This is a genomic window from Frigoribacterium sp. MEB024 (assembly GCF_000878135.1).
Classification (GTDB): Bacteria; Actinomycetota; Actinomycetes; order Actinomycetales; family Microbacteriaceae; genus Frigoribacterium.
Genome location: NZ_JXQZ01000027.1, coordinates 59,790 through 79,241, shown reverse-complemented (window position 1 = coordinate 79,241; position 19,452 = coordinate 59,790). Strand labels below are relative to the sequence as shown.

15 protein-coding genes are annotated in these 19,452 nt (G+C 73.8%); 2 read left to right on the top strand and 13 right to left on the bottom strand.

Features of this window, described 5'->3' with window-relative positions; translation table 11 throughout:
- Positions 1-71 precede the first annotated feature (71 nt).
- The 6 genes from SZ60_RS06300 to SZ60_RS06275 all read right to left on the bottom strand — a co-directional run bounded on the left by SZ60_RS06300 (position 72) and on the right by SZ60_RS06275 (position 6,936).
- On the bottom strand, positions 72-1,271 hold the full coding sequence (locus tag SZ60_RS06300) for an alcohol dehydrogenase catalytic domain-containing protein (RefSeq protein ID WP_231567063.1): 1,200 nt from the start codon (positions 1,269-1,271) through the stop codon (positions 72-74).
- Complete coding sequence (locus tag SZ60_RS06295) at positions 1,268-2,029, bottom strand: HAD family hydrolase (RefSeq protein ID WP_043594649.1); 762 nt, start codon at positions 2,027-2,029, stop codon at positions 1,268-1,270. The genes SZ60_RS06300 and SZ60_RS06295 overlap by 4 nt, the downstream gene beginning before the upstream one ends.
- The gene (locus tag SZ60_RS06290; RefSeq protein ID WP_082059917.1) at positions 2,026-3,351 is read right to left on the bottom strand and encodes a TIGR03364 family FAD-dependent oxidoreductase; all 1,326 of its coding nucleotides are present in this window, start codon (positions 3,349-3,351) and stop codon (positions 2,026-2,028) included. The genes SZ60_RS06295 and SZ60_RS06290 overlap by 4 nt, the downstream gene beginning before the upstream one ends.
- The gene (phnE, locus tag SZ60_RS06285; protein WP_043594647.1) at positions 3,348-5,078 is read right to left on the bottom strand and encodes a phosphonate ABC transporter, permease protein PhnE; all 1,731 of its coding nucleotides are present in this window, start codon (positions 5,076-5,078) and stop codon (positions 3,348-3,350) included. The genes SZ60_RS06290 and phnE overlap by 4 nt, the downstream gene beginning before the upstream one ends.
- Positions 5,075-5,899, bottom strand: coding sequence for a phosphonate ABC transporter ATP-binding protein (gene phnC / locus SZ60_RS06280; RefSeq protein WP_043594646.1), 825 nt, complete (start codon positions 5,897-5,899; stop codon positions 5,075-5,077). Before phnC ends, phnE begins: the two co-directional genes overlap by 4 nt.
- A gap of 110 nt (positions 5,900-6,009) precedes the next feature.
- Positions 6,010-6,936: a phosphate/phosphite/phosphonate ABC transporter substrate-binding protein gene (locus tag SZ60_RS06275; protein WP_043594645.1), complete on the bottom strand. Its 927-nt coding sequence runs from the start codon at positions 6,934-6,936 to the stop codon at positions 6,010-6,012.
- 253 nt (positions 6,937-7,189) lie between these two features.
- Between SZ60_RS06275 and SZ60_RS06270 the strand changes: the two genes are divergently transcribed.
- On the top strand, positions 7,190-7,630 hold the full coding sequence (locus tag SZ60_RS06270) for a hypothetical protein (protein ID WP_043594644.1): 441 nt from the start codon (positions 7,190-7,192) through the stop codon (positions 7,628-7,630).
- 123 nt (positions 7,631-7,753) lie between these two features.
- Here SZ60_RS06270 and SZ60_RS06265 read toward each other — a convergent pair whose 3' ends face one another.
- The 7 genes from SZ60_RS06265 to SZ60_RS06235 form a co-directional block, all read right to left on the bottom strand.
- Positions 7,754-8,674, bottom strand: coding sequence for an EamA family transporter (locus tag SZ60_RS06265; protein ID WP_043594702.1), 921 nt, complete (start codon positions 8,672-8,674; stop codon positions 7,754-7,756).
- 323 nt (positions 8,675-8,997) lie between these two features.
- Positions 8,998-9,966, bottom strand: a complete 969-nt coding sequence (locus SZ60_RS06260) for a hypothetical protein (RefSeq protein WP_052505204.1) — start codon at positions 9,964-9,966, stop codon at positions 8,998-9,000.
- On the bottom strand, positions 9,963-11,144 hold the full coding sequence (locus tag SZ60_RS06255) for a zinc-binding dehydrogenase (RefSeq protein ID WP_043594642.1): 1,182 nt from the start codon (positions 11,142-11,144) through the stop codon (positions 9,963-9,965). The genes SZ60_RS06260 and SZ60_RS06255 overlap by 4 nt, the downstream gene beginning before the upstream one ends.
- A 3-nt stretch (positions 11,145-11,147) precedes the next feature.
- The gene (locus SZ60_RS06250) at positions 11,148-12,197 is read right to left on the bottom strand and encodes an ABC transporter permease (RefSeq protein WP_043594640.1); all 1,050 of its coding nucleotides are present in this window, start codon (positions 12,195-12,197) and stop codon (positions 11,148-11,150) included.
- A 14-nt stretch (positions 12,198-12,211) separates the two neighbouring features.
- Positions 12,212-13,756, bottom strand: coding sequence for a sugar ABC transporter ATP-binding protein (locus SZ60_RS06245; RefSeq protein ID WP_197073515.1), 1,545 nt, complete (start codon positions 13,754-13,756; stop codon positions 12,212-12,214).
- Between the two features lie 77 nt (positions 13,757-13,833).
- Positions 13,834-14,841 carry a substrate-binding domain-containing protein gene (locus SZ60_RS06240; protein WP_052505203.1) on the bottom strand — a complete coding sequence of 336 codons (1,008 nt, stop codon included), beginning with the start codon at positions 14,839-14,841 and terminating at the stop codon, positions 13,834-13,836.
- 16 nt (positions 14,842-14,857) lie between these two features.
- Positions 14,858-18,307 (bottom strand): DUF5107 domain-containing protein, encoded by a 3,450-nt coding sequence (locus tag SZ60_RS06235; protein ID WP_052505202.1) that lies wholly within the window; start codon positions 18,305-18,307, stop codon positions 14,858-14,860.
- A gap of 92 nt (positions 18,308-18,399) precedes the next feature.
- On the opposite strand from SZ60_RS06235, the gene SZ60_RS06230 reads away from it, so the two are divergent.
- Positions 18,400-19,266 (top strand): AraC family transcriptional regulator, encoded by an 867-nt coding sequence (locus SZ60_RS06230; RefSeq protein WP_043594638.1) that lies wholly within the window; start codon positions 18,400-18,402, stop codon positions 19,264-19,266.
- The last annotated feature ends 186 nt before the right edge of the window (positions 19,267-19,452 follow it).

Sequence of the window (19,452 nt, the reverse complement as noted above, 5' to 3'; positions counted from 1 at the left end):
CGCGTCCGAGGACGCAGGACGCAGGACGCAGGAGGCGCGGCGCGCCCCCCGCAGGCCGCCACCGCGCCCGGTCACTCGGGTCGGACGCCCACCCGCACCGACCCGCCCGCGGCAGCCGCCGCGATCCCGGCGTCGAGGTCACGCAGGGCCACCGTCTCGCCCACGAGCCCGTCGAGCGGCCAGGCCGCGTGCCGCTCCTCGACGAAGCGGACGGCGTCGACGAGGTGCCGCGGGGCGTAGTTGTGCACGCCGCGGACGGTCACGAGTCGTCGGACGACGCTCTCGGCGTCGAACGGTACCGCCGGGGCGGGGAAGACGCTGCCGACCAGCACGGCCACGCCGCCGACGCCGAGCTCGGCGAGCGCCGAGGCCACCGCGTGCGGCGACCCCGAGGCCTCCACGGCGACGAGCGGGGCACCGCCCGCGACGGAGAGCGCGGTGGTGAGGCCGTCGTCCGCGTCGGGGGCAGCCGACGGGTCGGCCGTCGCGACCGCGCCGAAGCGGACGGCGAGTCGACGGCGGGCGGGATCGGGGTCGACGACGACGACCCGGGCCCCGGCGTCGGTGGCCAGCGTGGTCGCCGTGAGGCCGATCAGCCCGGCTCCCGTGACGAGCACCACGGCGCCGTCGAGGGGCACGATGGCCGAGGCGGCGTCGAGGGCCGCGACGGCCGTCGCCGTGCCGCACGACACCGGGGCCCACAGCTCGGCGGGCAGGTCGGCCTCGACCGGGACGATCGCCGTGCCCGACCGCACGTGCACGTGCGTGGCGAAGCCGCCGCTCAGTTCCCAGCCCGTGACGAGCCGCTCGTGACCGTACTTCCGCACCGACCCGCACTTCTGCGGCAGGTCGCGTCGGCAGGTCGCGCAGTCACCGCACGACACGGTCAACGACCAGACGACGCGCTGCCCGACGGCGAGCGGCGTCCCGTCCACGGCCACCGCCCCCGGCCCGAGGGCGACCACGCGGCCGACCTGTTCGTGGCCGAGCACGAGCGGCGCGGGCGCGGCCCGGTCGCCCCGGGTGGTGTGCCCGTCCGAGCCGCAGATCGTCGCCAGCTCGACCTCGACGAGGGCGTCGCCGGGCGCGAGCACGACCGAGGGCACCGCGACGGCCTCGTGCGGACGATCGGGCTCGAGCCACACCATGGCGGTCGGGGCCGGGTCGAGGGGCAGCGCGGCCGGGGAGGCGACGGGCGTCGGGGAGGCGACCCGCGCCTCCTGGTCCGTCGTCCGCGGCGGCACTGCCGTCCGCGGCAGGGCGGTGGTCACGCGACCGCGGTCGTCGACGCGCCGGCGGCCGCGACCCCGGCGAAGGCCGGCAGCCCGACGAGGTCGCGGACGCTGTCGAGCACGACGTCGGCGCCCGCGGCGAGCAGCTGCTCGCGGGTGTGGGCACCGGTCGTGACGCCGACGACGAGGCCGGCCCCGGCGGAGCGCCCCGAGAGGACGTCGCTGACGGTGTCGCCGACGACCGCGACGGCGGCGACCGACGACGCACGGGTGCGCAACAGCGCGGTCAGCACGAGGTCCGGCGCCGGGCGTCCACGGCCGGCGTCGACGGGAGAGAGGGCGGCGTCGACCGTCCAGCCGAGGGCGTCGAGCAGGCGGTCGCGCGTGACGGGCGAGAAGCCCGTGGTGAGGACGACCGACACCCCGGAGGCGCGGAGGGCGTCGATCACGTCGCCCGCGCCCTCGATCGGCTCGACTCCCGACTCGTCGACGAGCTCGCCGTAGGCCACCTCGAACTCGTCGTTCGCCCGCTGCGCGAGCACCTCGTCGCCGCCGGTGAGGTGCCGGAAGACCTCGATCTTCGAGCGGCCCATGGTGTCGCGGACGTACTGCGGGGCCTCGTCGCGGCTCAGCGTCGGGCCGAGGTCGACCCGGTCGGCGACGCGGGCGAAGGCCTGCTCGACCACGCCGTCGTCGACGACGGTCGTGCCGGCCATGTCGAGCACGACGAGCCCGATCGGGGTCACGGCCTCGGGGGCGGGGGTGCCGGACGGGGTGGTGGCGGTCGTGGTGCTCATGCGGTGAGGCTCTCTGTGAGTGGCGAGGTGAGGGGCGAGGTGAGGGGCGAGGTGAGGGGCGAAGAGACGGTCGAGGTGACGGTCGAGGTGGGTGCGGCGGGGTCGAGCGCCCGGTCGCGCCCGCCGTCGAGGTGCGCCCCGACGACGTGCTCGGTGAGCCCGAGCCCGGTGGTCATGCCGATGCCGGTCGAGACGACCGTGACGAGCACGCCGGGCGTGACCTCGTCGACGACGAACTCGTCGCGGCCCGAGGCGTAGACGCCCTGCCACCGCTCGGTGACGACCGGCTCGGCGCCGAACAGCACGCGGAACTCGTCGAGGAAGGCGTCGGCGATCCGCTCGTCCTGGAACGGCGCGATCGCGGCGCCCTTCCGGTGGCTGTCGCCGACGATCACCGACCCGTCGGGCAGCTGCGTGTACATCTGGTTGAGGTCCATCGCGGCGAGGTCCGGGCGCTCGGCGTGCAGTCGGGACCGCACCGCCTCGGCCGCGCCCGTGCCGGCGAAGGCGCTGTAGCGGATCAGCGACCAGCCGGTCAGCAGCGGGGCGACGAGCGGTCGGACGAGGTCGGCCCGCACCCGCAGCATGTCGAGGCCGCACCGCTCGAGGGCGTGCCGGTCGGCGAGGTCGGGCAGCAGCTGGTCGAGGTCGTGGTTGGTCGCGACGACGACCGTCCCGGCGTCGATCGGGCCGCGGCTCGTCTCGACGCGTCCCGACGAGACCGACCCCACGGAGGTGCGGGTCAGGAAGCGCACCCCTCGCGTCTCGAGGTGCCGGCGGATCGCGTCGGCCGCGTCCCTCGGGTCGACCTGCAGGTCGTACGGGAGCAGGGCGCCGCCGACGACCGCACCGGGAGCGACCGGGGCCAGTGGCGACAGCTCGGCCGCGTCGAGCCGCTCGATCTCGGGCCGGTCTCCCAGCACGCGGTCGGTGCGGGCGAGGGCCAGCTCGTCGAGCAGGTCGAGCTCGTCGACGTGTCGGGCGGCGACCAGCGTGCCGCGCCGGGACAGCCAGAAGCCGGCGTCGCGGGCCAGCCGCAGCCAGAGCTCGCGGGCGGCGAGGGCGTGCCGGCGGGCCTCGCCGCTCTGCGGGGTGAGGCAGAGGTGGCCGAAGTTGCGCACCGTCGAGCCGCCGATCACCGCCGAGCGGTCGACGACCAGCACCGAGAGCCCCCGGTCGACGGCGGCGAGGGCGGCACCGAGGCCGACGATGCCCGAGCCGACGACGACCACGTCGTGCGGTGCCGCCGCGTGCCCCGCGGCCGGGGTCGGGGCCGCGGCGTGACGGGCCGCGCCGGGGGCCGTGTGGTGTGTCGCGGTCATCGGAAGACCCTCCGCATCCAGATGGCGAGCCCCTCGACGGCCAGGACCGTGACGAGGATCATCAGCACGATCGCCGTGACCGTCCCGTAGTTCGAGCCCTGGCTGGCGTTCAGCAGGTAGTAGCCGACTCCCCCGGCACCGACGATGCCGAGCAGCGTCGCGGCCCGCAGGTTGGTGTCGAGCATGTAGAAGGTGTGGCCGATCAGGGCGCGGGTGCCCTGCGGCAGGGTCGCTCCGGCGTACACCTGCACGCGACTCGCGCCGGTGGCCGAGAGGGCGCGCTCGGGGCCGGGCGAGACCTCCTCGAACGAGTCGGCGAGCAGCTTGCCGAGCAGCCCGACGCCGCCGAGCGCCAGGGCGAGGGTGCCGGCCTGCGTGCCGAGCCCGGTGACGACGATCAGCACGATGGCGAGGATCACCTCGGGCACCCCGCGGATGCCGACGAGCAGCAGGCGCATGCCGCTGCGCACCCCTCGGCTCGGGGCGACGTTGCGGGCCGCGAGCGACCCGACCACGATCGAGGCGACGAGGGTCAGCACGGTCGCGGCCAGCGCGATGGCGATCGTCTCGCCCATGGCGGCGACCATCGTCGAGGCCTCGTAGCTGCCGAACGACGGCGGCCAGAACTGGGTCGCGACGGCGGGCACCTTCGCCCAGACGGTGACGAGGTCGGACCAGGCGATGTCGCAGACGGCGATGCTCGCGACGACCACGGCGACCGCGAGCCACCCCCACGAGACGTCGCGCCGACGGGCGCGGTCCCACGGGCGGCGGAGCGCGGACTCGACGGTGGTGATCGCGGGACGCGACGGGGCCGGGCGACCGGCACCGCGCCTCCTGGTGGCCCGTCGGACGACGCGGTCGCCGAGACCGCGGCCGGTCGGCGCGATGCCGAGCATGGCGGCGCGGACGCTGCTCGAGACGATCTCCATCACGACGCAGAGCACGAAGATGACGAGGGCGTAGCCGAGGCCGAGTCCGTAGTCGAGCGACTTGAAGGCGAACGACATCTCCATGCCGAGGCCGACGACACCGACGTAGCCGAGGATCACGCTGCCGCGGAGGTTGATGTCGTTGCGGTGCAGCACGGTCGCCACCCACGACGGCAGCACCTGGGGCAGCACGCCGGCGGTGAACTGCTGCAGTCGGCTGCCCCCGGCGGCGCGGATCGCCGTGCGCGGACCCTCGTCGATCTGCTCGATCGCGTCGGCGAAGAGCTTCGAGATCATGCCGACCGAGTGCAGGCCGATGGCGAGGATGCCGGGCAGGGTGCCCAGCGAGAAGAGCAGCACGAACACCATGGCGAGCACGACGTCGGGCACGGCCCGGGCGAGCACCGTGACGAAGCGGGCGGCCGCGCGCCACGCGGGGCCGGGGGTCGTGTTCGAGGCCGCGAGCACGGCGACCGGCACCGACAGGACGGCGGCGAGCAGGGTGCCGCAGATCACGAGGCCGAGGGTGAGCGCGGTGAGCTGCAGCAGCTCGCCGAGCGGGGGGAACTCGATCGCCCCGACGCGACCGAAGAACCGCTCGGCGTTGGCCCAGCTCTGCAACATCCGCGCCGGGTCGATGTCGACGCTGCGCAGGGCCACGAGGCTCGCGACCAGCAGGGCGACGAGGGTGAGGCCCGCCGCGACGCGCTCGGGCGAGACCCGGCGACGAGGAGGCGCGGTGACGGGAGCGGGGGCCGCCCCGGTCGTGCGCGGGCGCTCGGTGACGGCGGTCATCGGACGGCGTCCCCGGCGAGCTCGAGCTCGATGGCTGCCATCTGGTCGGTGCTCGTCGCGACGCGGCCGTAGATCTCCATCACCTGGGCCTTCGACAGGCCCTCGGTCTCGGTGTCGAGCACGACCCGGCCGTGGCGCAGGCCGACGATGCGGTCGGCCCACGACAGGGCGAGGTCGACCTGGTGCAGGCTGCAGATCACGGTGAGTCCCTCGTCGGCGGCGATCTCGCGGATCAGCGCCATCACCTGGTCGCTCGACTCGGGGTCGAGCGAGGCGACCGGCTCGTCGGCGAGCAGCACCTGGGGACGCTGCATCAGGGCGCGGGCGATGGCGACGCGCTGCTGCTGGCCACCCGAGAGGGTGTCGGCGCGCTGGTAGGCCCGGTCGAGCAGGCCGACGCGCTCGAGCCGGGCGAGCGCCTCGGCCTTCGCGGCCCGGCCGTACGACCAGAGCCCGAGGCGGGGCCCGCGCACGGTGGCGAGCGAGCCGGTCAGCACGTTCTCGAGCACGGTCAGCGACGGCACGAGTTCGAACTGCTGGAAGATGAACCCCACCTCGCTGCGCAGCCGCCGCAGCGCCCGCCCGGTGAGCTCGGTGACCTCGCGACCGAGCACCGTGACGCGGCCGTCGGTCGGCCGTTCGAGGCCGTCGACGTGGCGCAACAGGGTGGACTTGCCCGAGCCCGAGAGGCCCAGCAGCACGACGACCTCGCCGCGTCGGACGCTGATCGAGGCGTCGTCGAGCGCGAGGGTCTCACCGAAGCGCTTGGTGATGCCCTCGAGCCGGACGACGGTCTCGGCGGGGGCGGTGTGCGGGTTCATGTTCGTCTCCGGTTCGTCGTGCTCGGACCCCGGGAAGTCGCCGAGACACTCATGCGCGCGCGAGGGTCTCGGCGACTTCCTGGGGTGTGAGAGGTGCTAGGTCGTGCGGGTCAGGCCTTGCACTGCGACGCGTTCGTCTTCTCGCAGATGTCGCGGATCTGGTCGTAGTACGCGTCGTCGACCGGGGTGGTCTGGAAGAACACGGCACGGAAGCCCTCGCTGTCGGCACCCTCGATGCCCGCGGCGACGATGTCGTCGGCGGTGACGTTCGAGAGGATGTCCTTCAGCTGGGCCTTGACGTCGCTGGGCAGCGAGTTCGACTCCACGATCGGCGCCCCGGGCACCATCTGCTGGTCGATGACCTCGACGGCGTCGCTCTTGGCGACCTCGCTGTCCTCGGCGAAGCCGGCGTCGCACTCGGTGCCCTCGCCGACCTTCTGCACGCTGACGTCGTGCTTGCCGGCGAAGACCGGGGTGATGTCCTTCTCGGGGTCGATGCCGGCCTCGAGCAGCGCGTAGCTCGGGAACAGGTAGCCCGAGGTCGACGACGGGTCGACGAAGCAGATCTTCTTGCCCTTCATGTCGGCGATCGACTCGATGTCGCTGCCCTTCGGCACGATGGCCTGCGAGTAGTAGCCGGGCTCCTGGCCCTCGGCCGTGGTGATCGACGAGATCGGGGTCAGCTCGGCACCGTTGTTCGTGGCCGTGACGTAGGTGAAGCCCGAGAACGACGCGACGTCGATCTGGCCGGCGATGCTCGCCTCGATCAGGGCCGCGTAGTCGGTCGACTCGTGGTACTCGACCGTCTTGCCGGTCTCCTTCGCGATGTAGTCCATCAGCGGCTGGTAGTTCGTCTCGGTGTCGACCGAGTCGGGCACGACGCCGAAGACGAGCGTGCTGTCGTCGACCGCGTAGCCACCGGCCGCGTCGGACGAGCCGGTGGCCGAGGAGGCGGGGGTCGAGCAGGCGGACAGCGTGACGGCGAGCAGGGCGGCGCCGACGAGGGCGGTCGCGGCGCGGGGACGGCGGAGGGTCATGACGGCCTTTCGGGTGGGAGCAGGACGTGACGATGGTGGCACGCGCTCGACCGACATAGGAACCTACCTTCGGCCTCGTTCAACGAGAGTTCACCTCTTGTCTGCCTAACCCGGGCGGGGTGGCCGCCGGGCCGAGACGGAGGGGGTGGCCGCCGGGCCGAGACGGAGTGCCGTCGCGGCCATGACGGGTCCAGGTGCGGCGGTCTACCCTCGGACGACCACCCCGCCCTGCTCCCGCGACGAAGGCCTCCGCATGCGACACGACGACGGCACCCCCGACGACCCGGCCCTTCCGCCCGACGCGCCCCGCGTCCCCGATGCTCCGGGCGCGTCCGGCGCTCCGGGCACCCCCGGTGCTCCGGGCACCCCCGACGCCTCGGACGACGACCTCGAAGCCTGGTCGGACGAGGCGCACCGTGAACTCGAGCTGCTCGTCGCCCGTGACCGCGAGGCCGAACTGGCCCGCCGGCACGAGGCCGAGCGCGTCGCCCGGGTCGAGCGTGCCGAACGCGCCGCCCGCCTCGAGCAGGAGCGCCGTCGCCGTGAGGCCGAGCTCCCGCCCGAACTGCGTGACGCCGACGACGAGCCGTACGACGGTGGGCCGAGGCGCCGACTCGTCATGGGGTCGTCGAAGGTGCTGGCCGCGGTGGCGCTGCTGGCGGCGGTCGCCGTCGCGGTGACCGGGTTCCTGTAGGCCGACCCGCGCCTCCTGGGCTCATGCGTCCGTGAACCCGGTTTCGAACGATGCACCCGGAAGCTTCTGGGTTCGTGGTTCGAACCCGGGTTCATGGGTGGGCGGCGGCCCGGGCGAGGCCCGTCAGAGGGCGAGCAGGGCGATGCCGCCGAGCACGACCACCGAGGCCGCCAGGCGCTTGACGAGCGACCCCTCGCGCAACACGAGGGCACCGAAGACGGCGACCATCACGACGCTCGTCTCGCGCGCCGGGGCGACGAGGGCGACCGGAGCCGTCCGGATCGCCGTCAGCACGAGGATGTACGACAGCGGCGACAGCACCCCGAAGGCCAGCACGCGCGGCCAGTGGGCGCGCGCGACGGCGACGAGCTCGCCCCGACGCCGACCGAGCGACGCGCTGTAGAAGACGACCTCGACGAGGGTCACGCCGACCATGAACGACACGGGCGAGAGGTCCCAGGTGCGCAGGGCGTGGGCGTCCCAGATCGTGTAGCTCGCGATGGCGAGGCCGGTGAGCAGGCCCCAGGCGATGCCGGGGTCGAGGCGGCGCCGGCGGCCCGGGGCGGACGGCGTCGACGCGGTCGACGGCCCGTGCAGGAGGCGCGGTGCCGGAGAGCCCGTCGGCCGCCGGTCGATCAGTCCGGTCGCCACGACCCCCGCGACCACCACGGCGATGCCGACGACGGCCGTCACCGAGAGCTGCTCGCCGAGCAGCAGGACGGCGAGGCCGGCGCTGACCGCGGGGCCGCTGCCGCGAGCCGTCGCGTAGACGGTCGACAGAATGCCGACCGCGTAGCCGCGCTGCAGCACCGTCATGTAGACGACGTGCAGCACGGCCGAGACGCCTGCCCCGACCGCGAGCCCGCCGACGCTCGCACCGAGGCCGCCCGAGAACGGGACGACCGGCAGCCAGAGCACGGTGCTGGCGACGGCACCCCACCAGAGGAAGGGCGTGCCGAGGCGGCTCACGCCGTGGGCGACGACGTTCCAGCCGGCGTGGCAGACGGCGGCGGCGAGGACGAGCAGGAGGGCGGTGGTGGACATGCGAGGACCCATCGGCTCGGCGCGGGGCGCGCCGAACGGGTCCTCCAGGCTTTTGTCCGTTCAGATGACGGCCCGGCGATGGCGCCCGACCGTGGCGCCGCTCGGACCAGTCGGATCGTGGGACCCCGGAACCCTAGGCGCTGTCGTGGCGAGCGTAGGGGCGGTGGGTGTCCGGTGGGTGAACTCGTGTCGCGATGAACCCCGTTTCGAACGATGAACCCGGAAGCTTCGGGGTTCATGGTTCGGAACCGGGTGCGAGGGCGGCTCGCGCGGAGCGGACCGGAGCGGAGGCGGCAGCGGGGCGGAGGCGGCAGCGGGGCGGCTCAGCCTTGCCGCACCGACCACGCGACGTCGAGGCTCGTCGCCTGGCCCGGCGCGAGGGTGACGAGCGGCCCCAGCACCTCGAGCTCGACGAGGTGCGCCGAGGGGTGCAGGTCGCCGAGCTCGCCGATCGGCGACGCCGTGGGGCGCTGCAGCCAGATCTCGACCTTCGACCCGCCGTCGGGCCACGTGCCCCCGGCCGCGGGTTCGGTGGCGAGCGTGAGTGTGGTGCCGTCGGGGTCGCGGTAGGCCGCGGAGCCCGACGCCTCGGGGTAGCCGCGCTTGGCCACGCCGGTCCCGACCGGCAGCAGCACGTCGTCCCCGTGGCGTGACGACGGGACGTCGCCCTCCCAGCCGCCGAGGTCGAGTTCGAGGGGAGGCGCGGCGTGGGCGACGACGACCGCGGCGTCCTCGAGGGGGCGACCCGCGCCTCCTCGGGTGTCGACCTGGCAGACCTCCCAGATCGACCAGGTGCGCGGGACGTCCGAGACGTTGGTGAAGGTCGCCGTCTGGCGGAACGCGGCACCGACGGCGGGCACCGTGAAGCGGCGTTCGACTCGGAGGCCCGAGCGGACGTCGTCGGCGCTGGTCAGCACCACGGTCACGGCTCCGTCGTCGAGGTGCCACCCGACCGCCCACGGCCCCGAGTCGAGCACGGGGTCGGGCGGGCCGGCCCACTCGTCGGGTCCCGACCAGCCCTGCGGCGCCGGCCAGGTCTTCGAGCCGCCGACGTTGGCCCAGGTCGACATGTCGCCGTCGCCCGCCGGCCACTCGGCCACGGGGACGACCGGTGCGAGGTCGGCGTCGATCAGCGCCGGGTCGCGCCAGAGCCGCTCGCGGCCGTGGGCGACCAGCGACAGCAAGCGACCGCCCCGGGTGGGTGCGAAGACGAGCTCGAGGTCGGGCGTCGTCACCCGCAGCAGCGGCAGCTCGGGCGTGCCCGCCTCGACGACGACCGGACGGGACGTCACGCGCGCGGAGCCGGTTCGCGCGAGCCGACCTCCTCGCGCACGGGCGCACCCGCCGGGATCAGCACGACCTTGCCGGTCGCCCCGGCCGCGGCGATGCGGTAGGCCTCGTCGGCGTCGGTCAACGGGAGCCGGTGCGAGACGACGATCTCGGGGCTGAGGCCGTCCGCGGCGATCATGCGCGCGACGTCCTCCATGCCCTGCACCGAGGTGACCCACGACGCCGTGAGGGTGAGCTGCTTGTGCAGCAGGGTGTCCGAGACCTCGGTCTCGAGGCGCCCGCCCTCGCCGAGCAGGCCGACGCGACCCCACTCGGCCGCGGCCTCGACCGCGGTCAGACGGCCGGGCGTGCTGCCCGAGCAGTCGACCGTGACCTGGCAGCCGACGCCGTCGGTCAGGGCCAGCACGTTCGCGACCGCGTCGCCGTCGGCGAGGACGACGTCGTCGACCAGGCCGGTCGCCCGGACGAACTCGATGCGCTCGGGCGACCGCTCGACGCCGATCACCCGGCGGGCGCCGAGCATGCGGCCGAGCATGGCCGCGGCGAGGCCGACCGGCCCGAGGCCGACGACGAGCAGGTCCTCCCCGCCGTGCACGCCGGTGCGGCGCAGGCCCTCGTAGGCGGTGCCGAATCCGCAGGCGATCAGGGCGCCGTCGACGAACGACAGCCCGTCGGGCAGGGGCACGCAGGTCGACTCGTCGACCAGCACGTACTCGGCGTGGCCGCCGTCGCGCTGCCAGCCGTACGACGCCTTGTTCGGCTGGTCGGTGCAGCTGATGAAGTAGCCCGAGCGGCAGTTGCGGCAGCGTCCGCAGCCCTGGATGTGGTAGACGATGACGTCGTCGCCGACGCCGAAGCGCGTGACCCCGGGGCCCGTCGAGACGATGCGGCCGCTCGGCTCGTGGCCGGCGACGACGCCCTGGTAGGCGGGGGCGCCGTCGAGACCCTTGTGGGTCTTGTAGCCGTGGTAGATGAAGCCGATGTCGCTGCCGCAGATGCCGCTCGCGCCGACCTGCACGAGCACCTGCCCGGGGCCGGGCGTCGGCACGTCGTGCGTCCGCAGCTCGGCGGTGCCGTCGCCGGGCAGGAACACGCCCTGCATGGTGCCGGAGGGGGACGAGGAGGCGCGGGTCGCGTCCCCGGCGGAGGACGCGGTGGCGGAGGGTGCGGTGGTGGTCATGGTCTAGCTCTCTTCGATCGACCCGCGCTTGCGGGACAGGGTGACGTTGAGCAGCACGGCGAGCACGATGATGACACCGCGGACGACGCTCTGCAGGAAGGAGTCGACGCCGAGCAGCACGAGCCCGTTGCCGATGAGGGTGATGAAGATCACGCCGAGGAAGGTGCCGATCAGGCTGCCCCGGCCGCCCGACATCGCGGTGCCGCCGATGACGACCGCGGCGATGACGTCGAACTCGAGGCCGTTGGCGGCGCCGGCGTTGCCCGAGCCGAGACGGGCCGCGAGCAGCACGCCGCTGAGCGCGCCGAGCATGCCCATGATCGCGAACAGCACGATCCGCACCCGGGCGACCTTGATGCCGGCCAGCCGGGCGGCCGCCGCGTTGCCGCCGATCGCGAAGACCGAGCGGCCGAACGCGGTCTTGCGGGCGACGAAGGCGAAGACGAGGAAGGCCAGGATCATCACGACGGCGGGCGTCGGGACGCCGAACACCGTGCCGGTGAGGAACGGCATGACCGGGTCGTCGAGCGGCAGCGGCACGGGCAGGGCGTCGGTGCCGAACTGGCCGAGGCCCCGCAGCACGCTCCAGAGACCGAGGGTGGCGATGAACGACGGCACGAGGAACCTCGCGCGCAGCACGCCGGCGAGGGCACCCCAGCCGGCTCCGACCACGAGCGTGATGAGGATCGCCAGCAGGGCGGGAAGCCCCCACTGGGTCATGGCGACGGCGACGATCACCGACGAGAGCGCGACGGCGGGGCCGGTGCTCACGTCGATCTCGCCGGCGATGATCACCAGGGTCATGCCGGTGGCGGCGATGCCGATCAGCGCGGCGTCGCGCAGCAGGCCGCTCTGGTTCGCCACGGTGAAGAAGCCGACCGCGTTGAACATCAGGTAGAGGTACAGCAGCACGATCGCGACCAGCAGGCCGACGATGTTGACGAGCGTGGTGTTGCGACGGAAGGCGTCACGGACGCGACCGAGCGCGGAGTCGCGAGGCGCGCCTCCTGGTCCGCCGGTCGGGGTGGTCGTGGGGTCGAGTGTGGTGGTCATCGGGTCGTCCTTCTTCAGCTCGAGACCATGGAGGCCTGGAGCAGCACGGGCAGGGAGATGTCGGGGGCGCGGAACTCCTCGCGGAGGCCGCCGTCGCGCAGCACGAGCACGCGGTCGCAGGCGAGGGGCAGCTCTTCGACCTCGCTCGAGACGAAGACGACGAGCTTGCCGGTGTCGGCGACGGCGCGCATGATCTCGTAGATCTGCGCCTTCGCCTCGACGTCGACGCCTCGCGTCGGCTCGTCGAGCAGGAGCACGCGACTGTCGGCGTGCAGCCACCGCGCGATGACCGCCTTCTGCTGGTTGCCGCCGCTGAGCGTGCCGATCGGCCGGCCCAGGTCGTGTGCCTTGATGTTCAGACGCTCGGCGAGCGCCTTCGTGGCCGTCGCGATCGCACCCGACGACAGCGCGCCTCCCCGGGTCACCCGGCCGAAGTCGCTCATGACGATGTTCTCGTCGATGCCGAGGCCGGGGATCACGCCGCGGCCCTTGCGGTCCTCGGGCGTCATGCCGACCCCGAGCGAGAGCATGCGGGAGGCGCTGGGCCGGTCGACGACGGAGCCCGCGATCGCGATCGTGCCCCCGGTCGCCGGACGGAAGCCCGCGATCGCCTGGAGCAGCTCGGTGCGTCCCGAGCCCAGCAGGCCGGCGATGCCGAGCACCTCGCCGGCCCGACCCTCGAAGGTGACGCCCGAGAGCTTCGGGGCGACCTCGAGGTCGGTGACGGCGAGCAACACCTCGCCGCTCGTGACGGGGCGTGTGACGACGCCGCGCTCCTCGGGGTCGGCACCGATCATCAGCTCGATGATGTGGGCGGTGTCGCTGCCGGCGATCGACACCGTCTCGACGACCTTCCCGTTGCGCATCACCGTGGCCGTGTCGGCGATCTGCCGGATCTCGTCCATGCGGTGGCTGACGTAGAGCACGGCGACGCCCTGCGCCGCGAGACGCTTGACCGTGTCGAGCACGAGGTCGACCTCGGCGGCGGCGAGCGCGCTGGTGGGCTCGTCGAGGATCAGGAGGCGCGGGTCGTCCTGCAACGCCCGTCCGATCTCGACGATCTGCTGTTGCGCGAGGGTCAGCCCGGCGACCTCGGCGTGCACGTCGATGTCGGCGCCGAGGCGCTCGAAGGTGGCACGGGCCCGCTCGACCATGGCCCGGGTGTCGATGCCGAAACGACCGCGCGGCCATCGGCCCATGGCCAGGTTCTCGGCCACGGTCACGCCGGGCACGAGGCTGAGCTCTTGGTAGCACGTGGCGACGCCGGCTGCGGCGGCCGCGGTCACGCCGCCGGCGCCGAGCGGCACGCCACCGAGCAGGACCTCGCCGGTCGTGGGGGTCTCGACCCCGCTCAGCAGCCGGATCAGCGTGGACTTGCCGGCACCGTTCTGGCCGAGCAGCGCCCGCACCTCGCCGGCGTGCACGGCGAAGTCGACTCCGTCGAGCGCGGTGACGCCGGGGTAGACCTGGCTGACGCCGCGGGCCTCGGCGATGGGGGCGCCGCGGTCACGGGCGGGATCGAGCGGCGCGTCCGGGATGGGAGCTGTCGACTCTGACAAGGGGATCCTCCTGGGATCGAGGGGACGGGGTGAGGGGCGGCGGGGGCCCGGCGTCGTGCCGGGGCCCCCGGCGCCGATCAGGGGAGGCCGTCGGGGTGGGTCTCGGTCCACCCGGCGGCGTCGGCCGGCAGGTACAGGTCGATCGGTGCGGCCACGACCTTCTCGGCGGGCGTCTTGCCGTCGATGGCGTCCTGGGCCGCGGCGAAGGCGAGCTTGCCCGCCTCGATGCCGCTGATGTCGACGACGGCCTTGAGCACCGAACCGTCGGCGAGCTCGGCGGCGATGTCGCTCGTCATGTCCGAACCGAAGACGGCGACCTGACCGACGAGCCCTCGGGTCTGCACGGCCTTGTAGGCGCCGACGGTCGCGCCGCCCGCCTCACCGTAGAGACCGTCGAGGTCGGGGTTCGCGCTGAGCATCTGCTCGGCGGTCGAGACGGCGGTGTCGACCTCGGCGCCCTCCTGGTTGGCGACGAACACGGTGCCGGGCAGGGCCGCGGTCAGCGCCTCGGAGAAGCCCTTGTAGCGCTGCTGGCAGACCTCGTACTGCTCGCAGTTGATGACGCCCATCTTGGGCGCCGTGATGCCGGCCTCGGTGAAGTAGGTCGCGGCCTGCTTCCCGAGGTCGCCGCCGAACTTGAGCGGGTCGCCGAGCACCCACGCCGTGACGTACTGGTCGACGGCGTCGTCGCTGACGCAGGTGTTGTAGCAGATGACCGGGATGCCGGCCTCGCTGGCCTGCCGGACCGCGGGGACGCTGCCGTCGGTCGAGACCGCGGACAGGATGATGGCGCTGACGGCGGACGAGGTGAGCGTGTTCATGAACGAGCTCTCCTTCGACACGTCGCCCGCCGAGGTGGACTCGAGGAAGTCGACGTTCTTCGAGTCGGCGTCCGCGGCGTCCTGGACGCCCTTCTTGACGCCGCCGTAGAAGCCCTGGGAGTCGAGGTACAGGGCGCCGATGCGCTCGGTGCCGCCGTCGCCTCCGTCGGCGCTGGGGATGGAGCAGCCCGCGAGCGCGACCGACGCGGCGAGCGCGGCGGCCACGGCGAGGACGCGCCGTCGGGTCCTGGTGATGGGTGACATGGGTCGGGGTTCCTTTCTAGGGGCGCACGGCGTCGTCGCCGGGCGTGACCACGGGTGCGGTCGGGTCGGAGGAGGCGCGGGTCGGGTCGGTCGTGACCCCGAGCTCGGCCGAGAGGGCGGCGACGACGCGGCGCAGGGTCGCCACCTCGGCGTCGCGCACGTCCTGCGGGTCGTCGTGGAAGAGCAGCATCGACGGTAGCGAGGTGGCGAAGTAGTCGACCTCGCCCGGTGTGCGCGAGAGCTCGTCCACGTACGAGTCGAAGTCCCCCAGCAGGTCGGCCGCCCGCTCGACCTCGCCCAGACGGGAGAGGGCACGGACGGTGGCCGCGCTGCGCTCGGTGAAGGCCTGCGTGGCCATGCCCGCGAAGTCGCCGGTCGACCGGGAGGCCTCGGCCCAGGCGGCCCGGGCGGCGTCGGCGTCTCCCGCCGCGGCGAGCGCGTCGCCGAGGGCCAGGTGCAGCTCGGCCGTGGTGGCGAGCGGGTGCCGCGCCTCGCCGAGGGTGGCGGGTGGGGTGAGGGCGGCCTCGACGGCGGATCGCGCCCGCTCGGCGTCGCCCTCGGCCAGCGCCCGACGGGACACGGCGAGGCAGGCGTCGTCCCAGGCGCCGAGCACCTGGCCCTCGCCACCCTCCCAGGGCTGGAAGCTGCGCGAGGTGAGCACGGCGAGCGCGTCGTCCGGGCGTCCCACCTCGGTGAGCAGTCGGGCGCGCACCACGCAGAGGTCGTCCCGCTCGGCGACGAGGTCGATCCGTGACTCGAGCTCGGCCAGCCGGTCGTCGGCGGACGCCCCCAGCCGCCCGGCCAGCTCGTCGGACTCGAAGAGCAGCCGGGAGTCGTCGGGACGGACGCGCAGCGCGTCGTCGTAGTGACGAGCCGCGAGGTCGGGGTCGGCCAGCACGTTGTAGGCGGCCACGCCGAGGTTCCGCTGCACGACGGCGGCCTGCGCGTCGTCCAGGTCGGTCGCGGCGGCCCGTCGCCAGGCGTCGACGGCGTCCTGCCCGCGGCCCCGGTCGTAACACCAGCTGCCCAACAGCGACCAGGCGAGGCCGTCGGCCGGCTCGAGGGCGACGGCGTCGAGCAGGGCCGCGACGTCGTCGAGGCGCGAGGGCAGGCAGTTGGTCGCGTCGAGGGCGTGGACCGCGGCGAGTGCCCGACGCGCCTCGTCCACGCGGCCGGTCCTCGCCAACGAGGAGGCGCGGTGGTAGGCGAGCAGCGGACCGACCGCCACCTGCCCGAGCGCGGTGGACGCGACGGCCCCCTGGGCGAGGTCGAGGACGCGGAGCGCCTCGTCGACGTGCCCGGACGAGCCGTACTCGAGCGCGACGTCGAGCAGCGTCGGGGCGTCGTCCGTGAGGCGTCGGCCCGCGAGGTGTCGCGCCCACTGGTCGAGCGGGTCGAGCTCGAGGGTCTCGGCGAGCAGCCTGTCCGCCTCGTCGTGCCGGCCGAGGCCGCGCAGGGTCAGCGCGAGCAGGTCGCGCACCTGCAGGTTGTCGGTGCCGTGCGACAGGGCCGTGCGCAAGAGGGCCTCGGCCCGGACGGGGTCGGCCGGACCGGCGAGCCGGGCCAGGGCCAGCGACGCGGGAGCCACCCAGGCGGCGTTCCAGGCGGACTTCTCCAGCGCCTCCTTCGCCTCGTCGGTGCGCCCGAGGCGCACGAGCGTGAGGCCGAGACGGTAGAGGGCCTCGCCGTCGGCCGGGTTCGGCGCCCACGCCGACTGACGGCCGACCGCGACACGGAGGAGCGCGAGGGCTTCGTCGTAGCGGGCCGCGGCGTGGAGGAGGGTCGCCAGGGCGACGTTGCTGCGGACGTCGCCCCGGTCGCGGCGGAGCGCCTCGCGCCAGTAGGGCTCGGGCGAGCGGGTCGCGTGACGGTACTGCCGCAGGTACTGGCCGATGAGGAAGAGCTCCTCGACGGTCTCGACGTCGGCGGGGGCGGGCGGGGCGACGGCGGCCTCGGGGGCGGCCGTCTCGGGGGCGGCCTCGGGGGTGCCGTCCACGGGGGTGTCGGCCTCCGGGGTGCCGGCCGCGGCCACCGCGTCGAGGCTCGCCCGGACCGTGGAGCCGAGCACCGTGACGAGCGTGCGTCCGGCGGAGCGCGCCTCCACGACGACGTCGGAGAGGAGGACGTCCGCCGGCAGGGACCGGTCGAGCACCGACGGCAGGCCGGGTTCGACGTCGACCGTGACCGAGTCGAGGACGGTGCCGTCGACCGTGCGGACGACGATCTCGGCCCGCGGGTGGACGGCCGTGACGGCGAGACCGATGCGCAGGGCGCTCCCGGCCCCGGCGGGGTCGTCGAGCTGCTCGACGCGCAGGGCCCCGTCACGGGTCGCCTGGTGGGCGGGGCCGATCTCGGTGATCGGGTACCAGTACTGGCTGAAGGTCTTCGTCTCGCCCGGGGTGAGGAACGAGAAGTCGGGCTGGTTGTCGGTGTAGACGCCGGCCATGAGCTCGACGTAGGGGCCGTCGCCGTCGGTGAGGTTCGCGTCCCAGGCGTGGCCGAAGGGGGCGTCACCCCAGGTCCACTGCTTCTTGCCGGGCGAGATGGCCCGGTCGGCCCAGTGCACGAAGCCCGCGCGCCGCCCGTGGTCGTAGCCGCCGAAGAAGTCGTCGTCGGTGTGGGTCACCATGTACGAGGTCGGCACGGGGATGTTGCGGTACCAGTCGAGGCGGTCGGCGTCGGGGTGCTCGTCGTCGACGCGGGCCGGGTAGTCGACGCCGTAGTAGTCGCCCTCGACCCGGGGGAAGGTCACGACGGCCCGTTTGGCGTGGTCAGCCACGTGCCGCACGTCGGTGGGGAAGAACGACTGGTAGTCGTCGCCCACGGCGGCGGCGACGTTGGCCCACCAGAGGAAGGTCTGCGTCTCGTCGCTGCGGTTGAAGAGGCGCACCCTGGCCTCGATGAGCGACGAGTCGGGGCGCAGCCGGATGCCGTGCATGCCCTTCATCCGGGCGAAGGGGTCGTGGTCGGAGCACCACACCGTCACCGACCCGTCGGCCTCTCGCTCGATCGACACGTCGGTCGGCAGGAAGGTCGCGGGGCGGTGGTGCTGGGGCCAGTTGAACTCGACGCCGCCCGAGATCCACGGACCGGCCAGGCCGACCAGGGCCGGCTTGATGACGTTGTTGCGGTAGAAGACGTCGTAGTCGGCGGTCTTGTCGTAGGCGACGTGCAGCCGTCCTCCGAGCTGGGGCAGGATCACCAGGCGCAGCCAGCGGTTCTCGAGGTGGACGGCCTGCCACTCGTGCGGCCGCTTCTCGGCGGAGATGCGCTCGTGGAACGGCAGCGGGAAGACCCGCCCGGACGATCCCTGGTAGACGCGGGCGTCGAGGAAGGCGGGGTACCGGTCGGGCTCGCCCGGCAGGTAGGTGTCGAGGACGAGGGGTTCCGACCAGACGGCGACTCCGGCGGCGGCCTGATCAGTGGGCACGGGGGGAAGAGCCATCTTCGACTCGGCGGTGAGCATGGTCCGAGCGTACGGAGGCCCCGAGCCCGTCGGAACGACCGATCCTGCCGACTGCCTGGACGAAACCACTGCGGCGGACCAGACTCGTCCACATGCTCCTCGAGGACGGCTTCCCCGGTCAACGCCTGCTCGTCATGCCCCGACCCCGGGTGCGGGCCGCCCTCTCGCGGCCGGGCACGTCCCACCTCGTCGTCACCGACGCGGGCTACTTCCCCCGGGCCCGGGCGCACGGCATGACCCGGCCCGACGGCGTCGACCAGTGCGTGGTGCTGGTCTGCACCCGGGGCTCGGGCTGGTGCGAGGTCGCCGGGGTGCGGCACCCCGTACGGTCGGGGCAGGTCGTGATCGTGCCTCCGGGCGTCGCGCACGCCTACGGTGCCGACGACGCCACCCCCTGGACCCTCTGGTGGCTGCACGTGGCCGGGCACGACCTCGCCGAGTTCCTCCGCGTCGCCGGGGTCCGGGCCGGCGCCCCGGTGCGCGAGCTGTCGGACGTCTACCGCATCGTGGCCCTGGTCGAGGAGGTCGTCCAGGCCATGGAGCGCGACCAGACCTTCGCCAGCGCCCTGGCCGCCTCGGGAGCCGCGTGGCACCTCATGGCGCTCGTGTCGTCCGAGCGGACGGCCGGGGCACCACGGGTGTCCGCGGTCGGTCAGGCCCAGGAGTACCTGCGCCAGCACGTCACCGAGCGCGTCTCGGTCGACGAGCTCGCCGCGATGGCCCGGCTGAGCCCCTCGCACTTCGCCACCCGTTTCCGCCGCGAGACCGGCGTCACGCCGCTGCGGTACCAGACCCAGTTGCGCATGGCGCGGGCCCGCGAGCTGCTGGACACGACCGACTCGCCGGTCGGCCTCGTGTCCGAGCGCGTCGGCTACGTCGACCCCTTCTACTTCGCCCGCCAGTTCAAGGCCGTCCACGGGGTCTCGCCGACGGCGTACCGGGCACAGCGGAAGGGCTGAGCCGCCGACGCCCGCCTCGAGACACCCGGTTTCGAACGATGCACCCAGAAGCTTCCGGGTGCATCGTTCGAAAGCGGGTTCATCGGCGAAGGAAGTCACGCATGGCGCGTCGAGCGATGCGGTCCGGCGAACCGCAACCCGGCAAGAGCGGCCCCCGGGGACGACGAACGCCCCCGCACACACGGT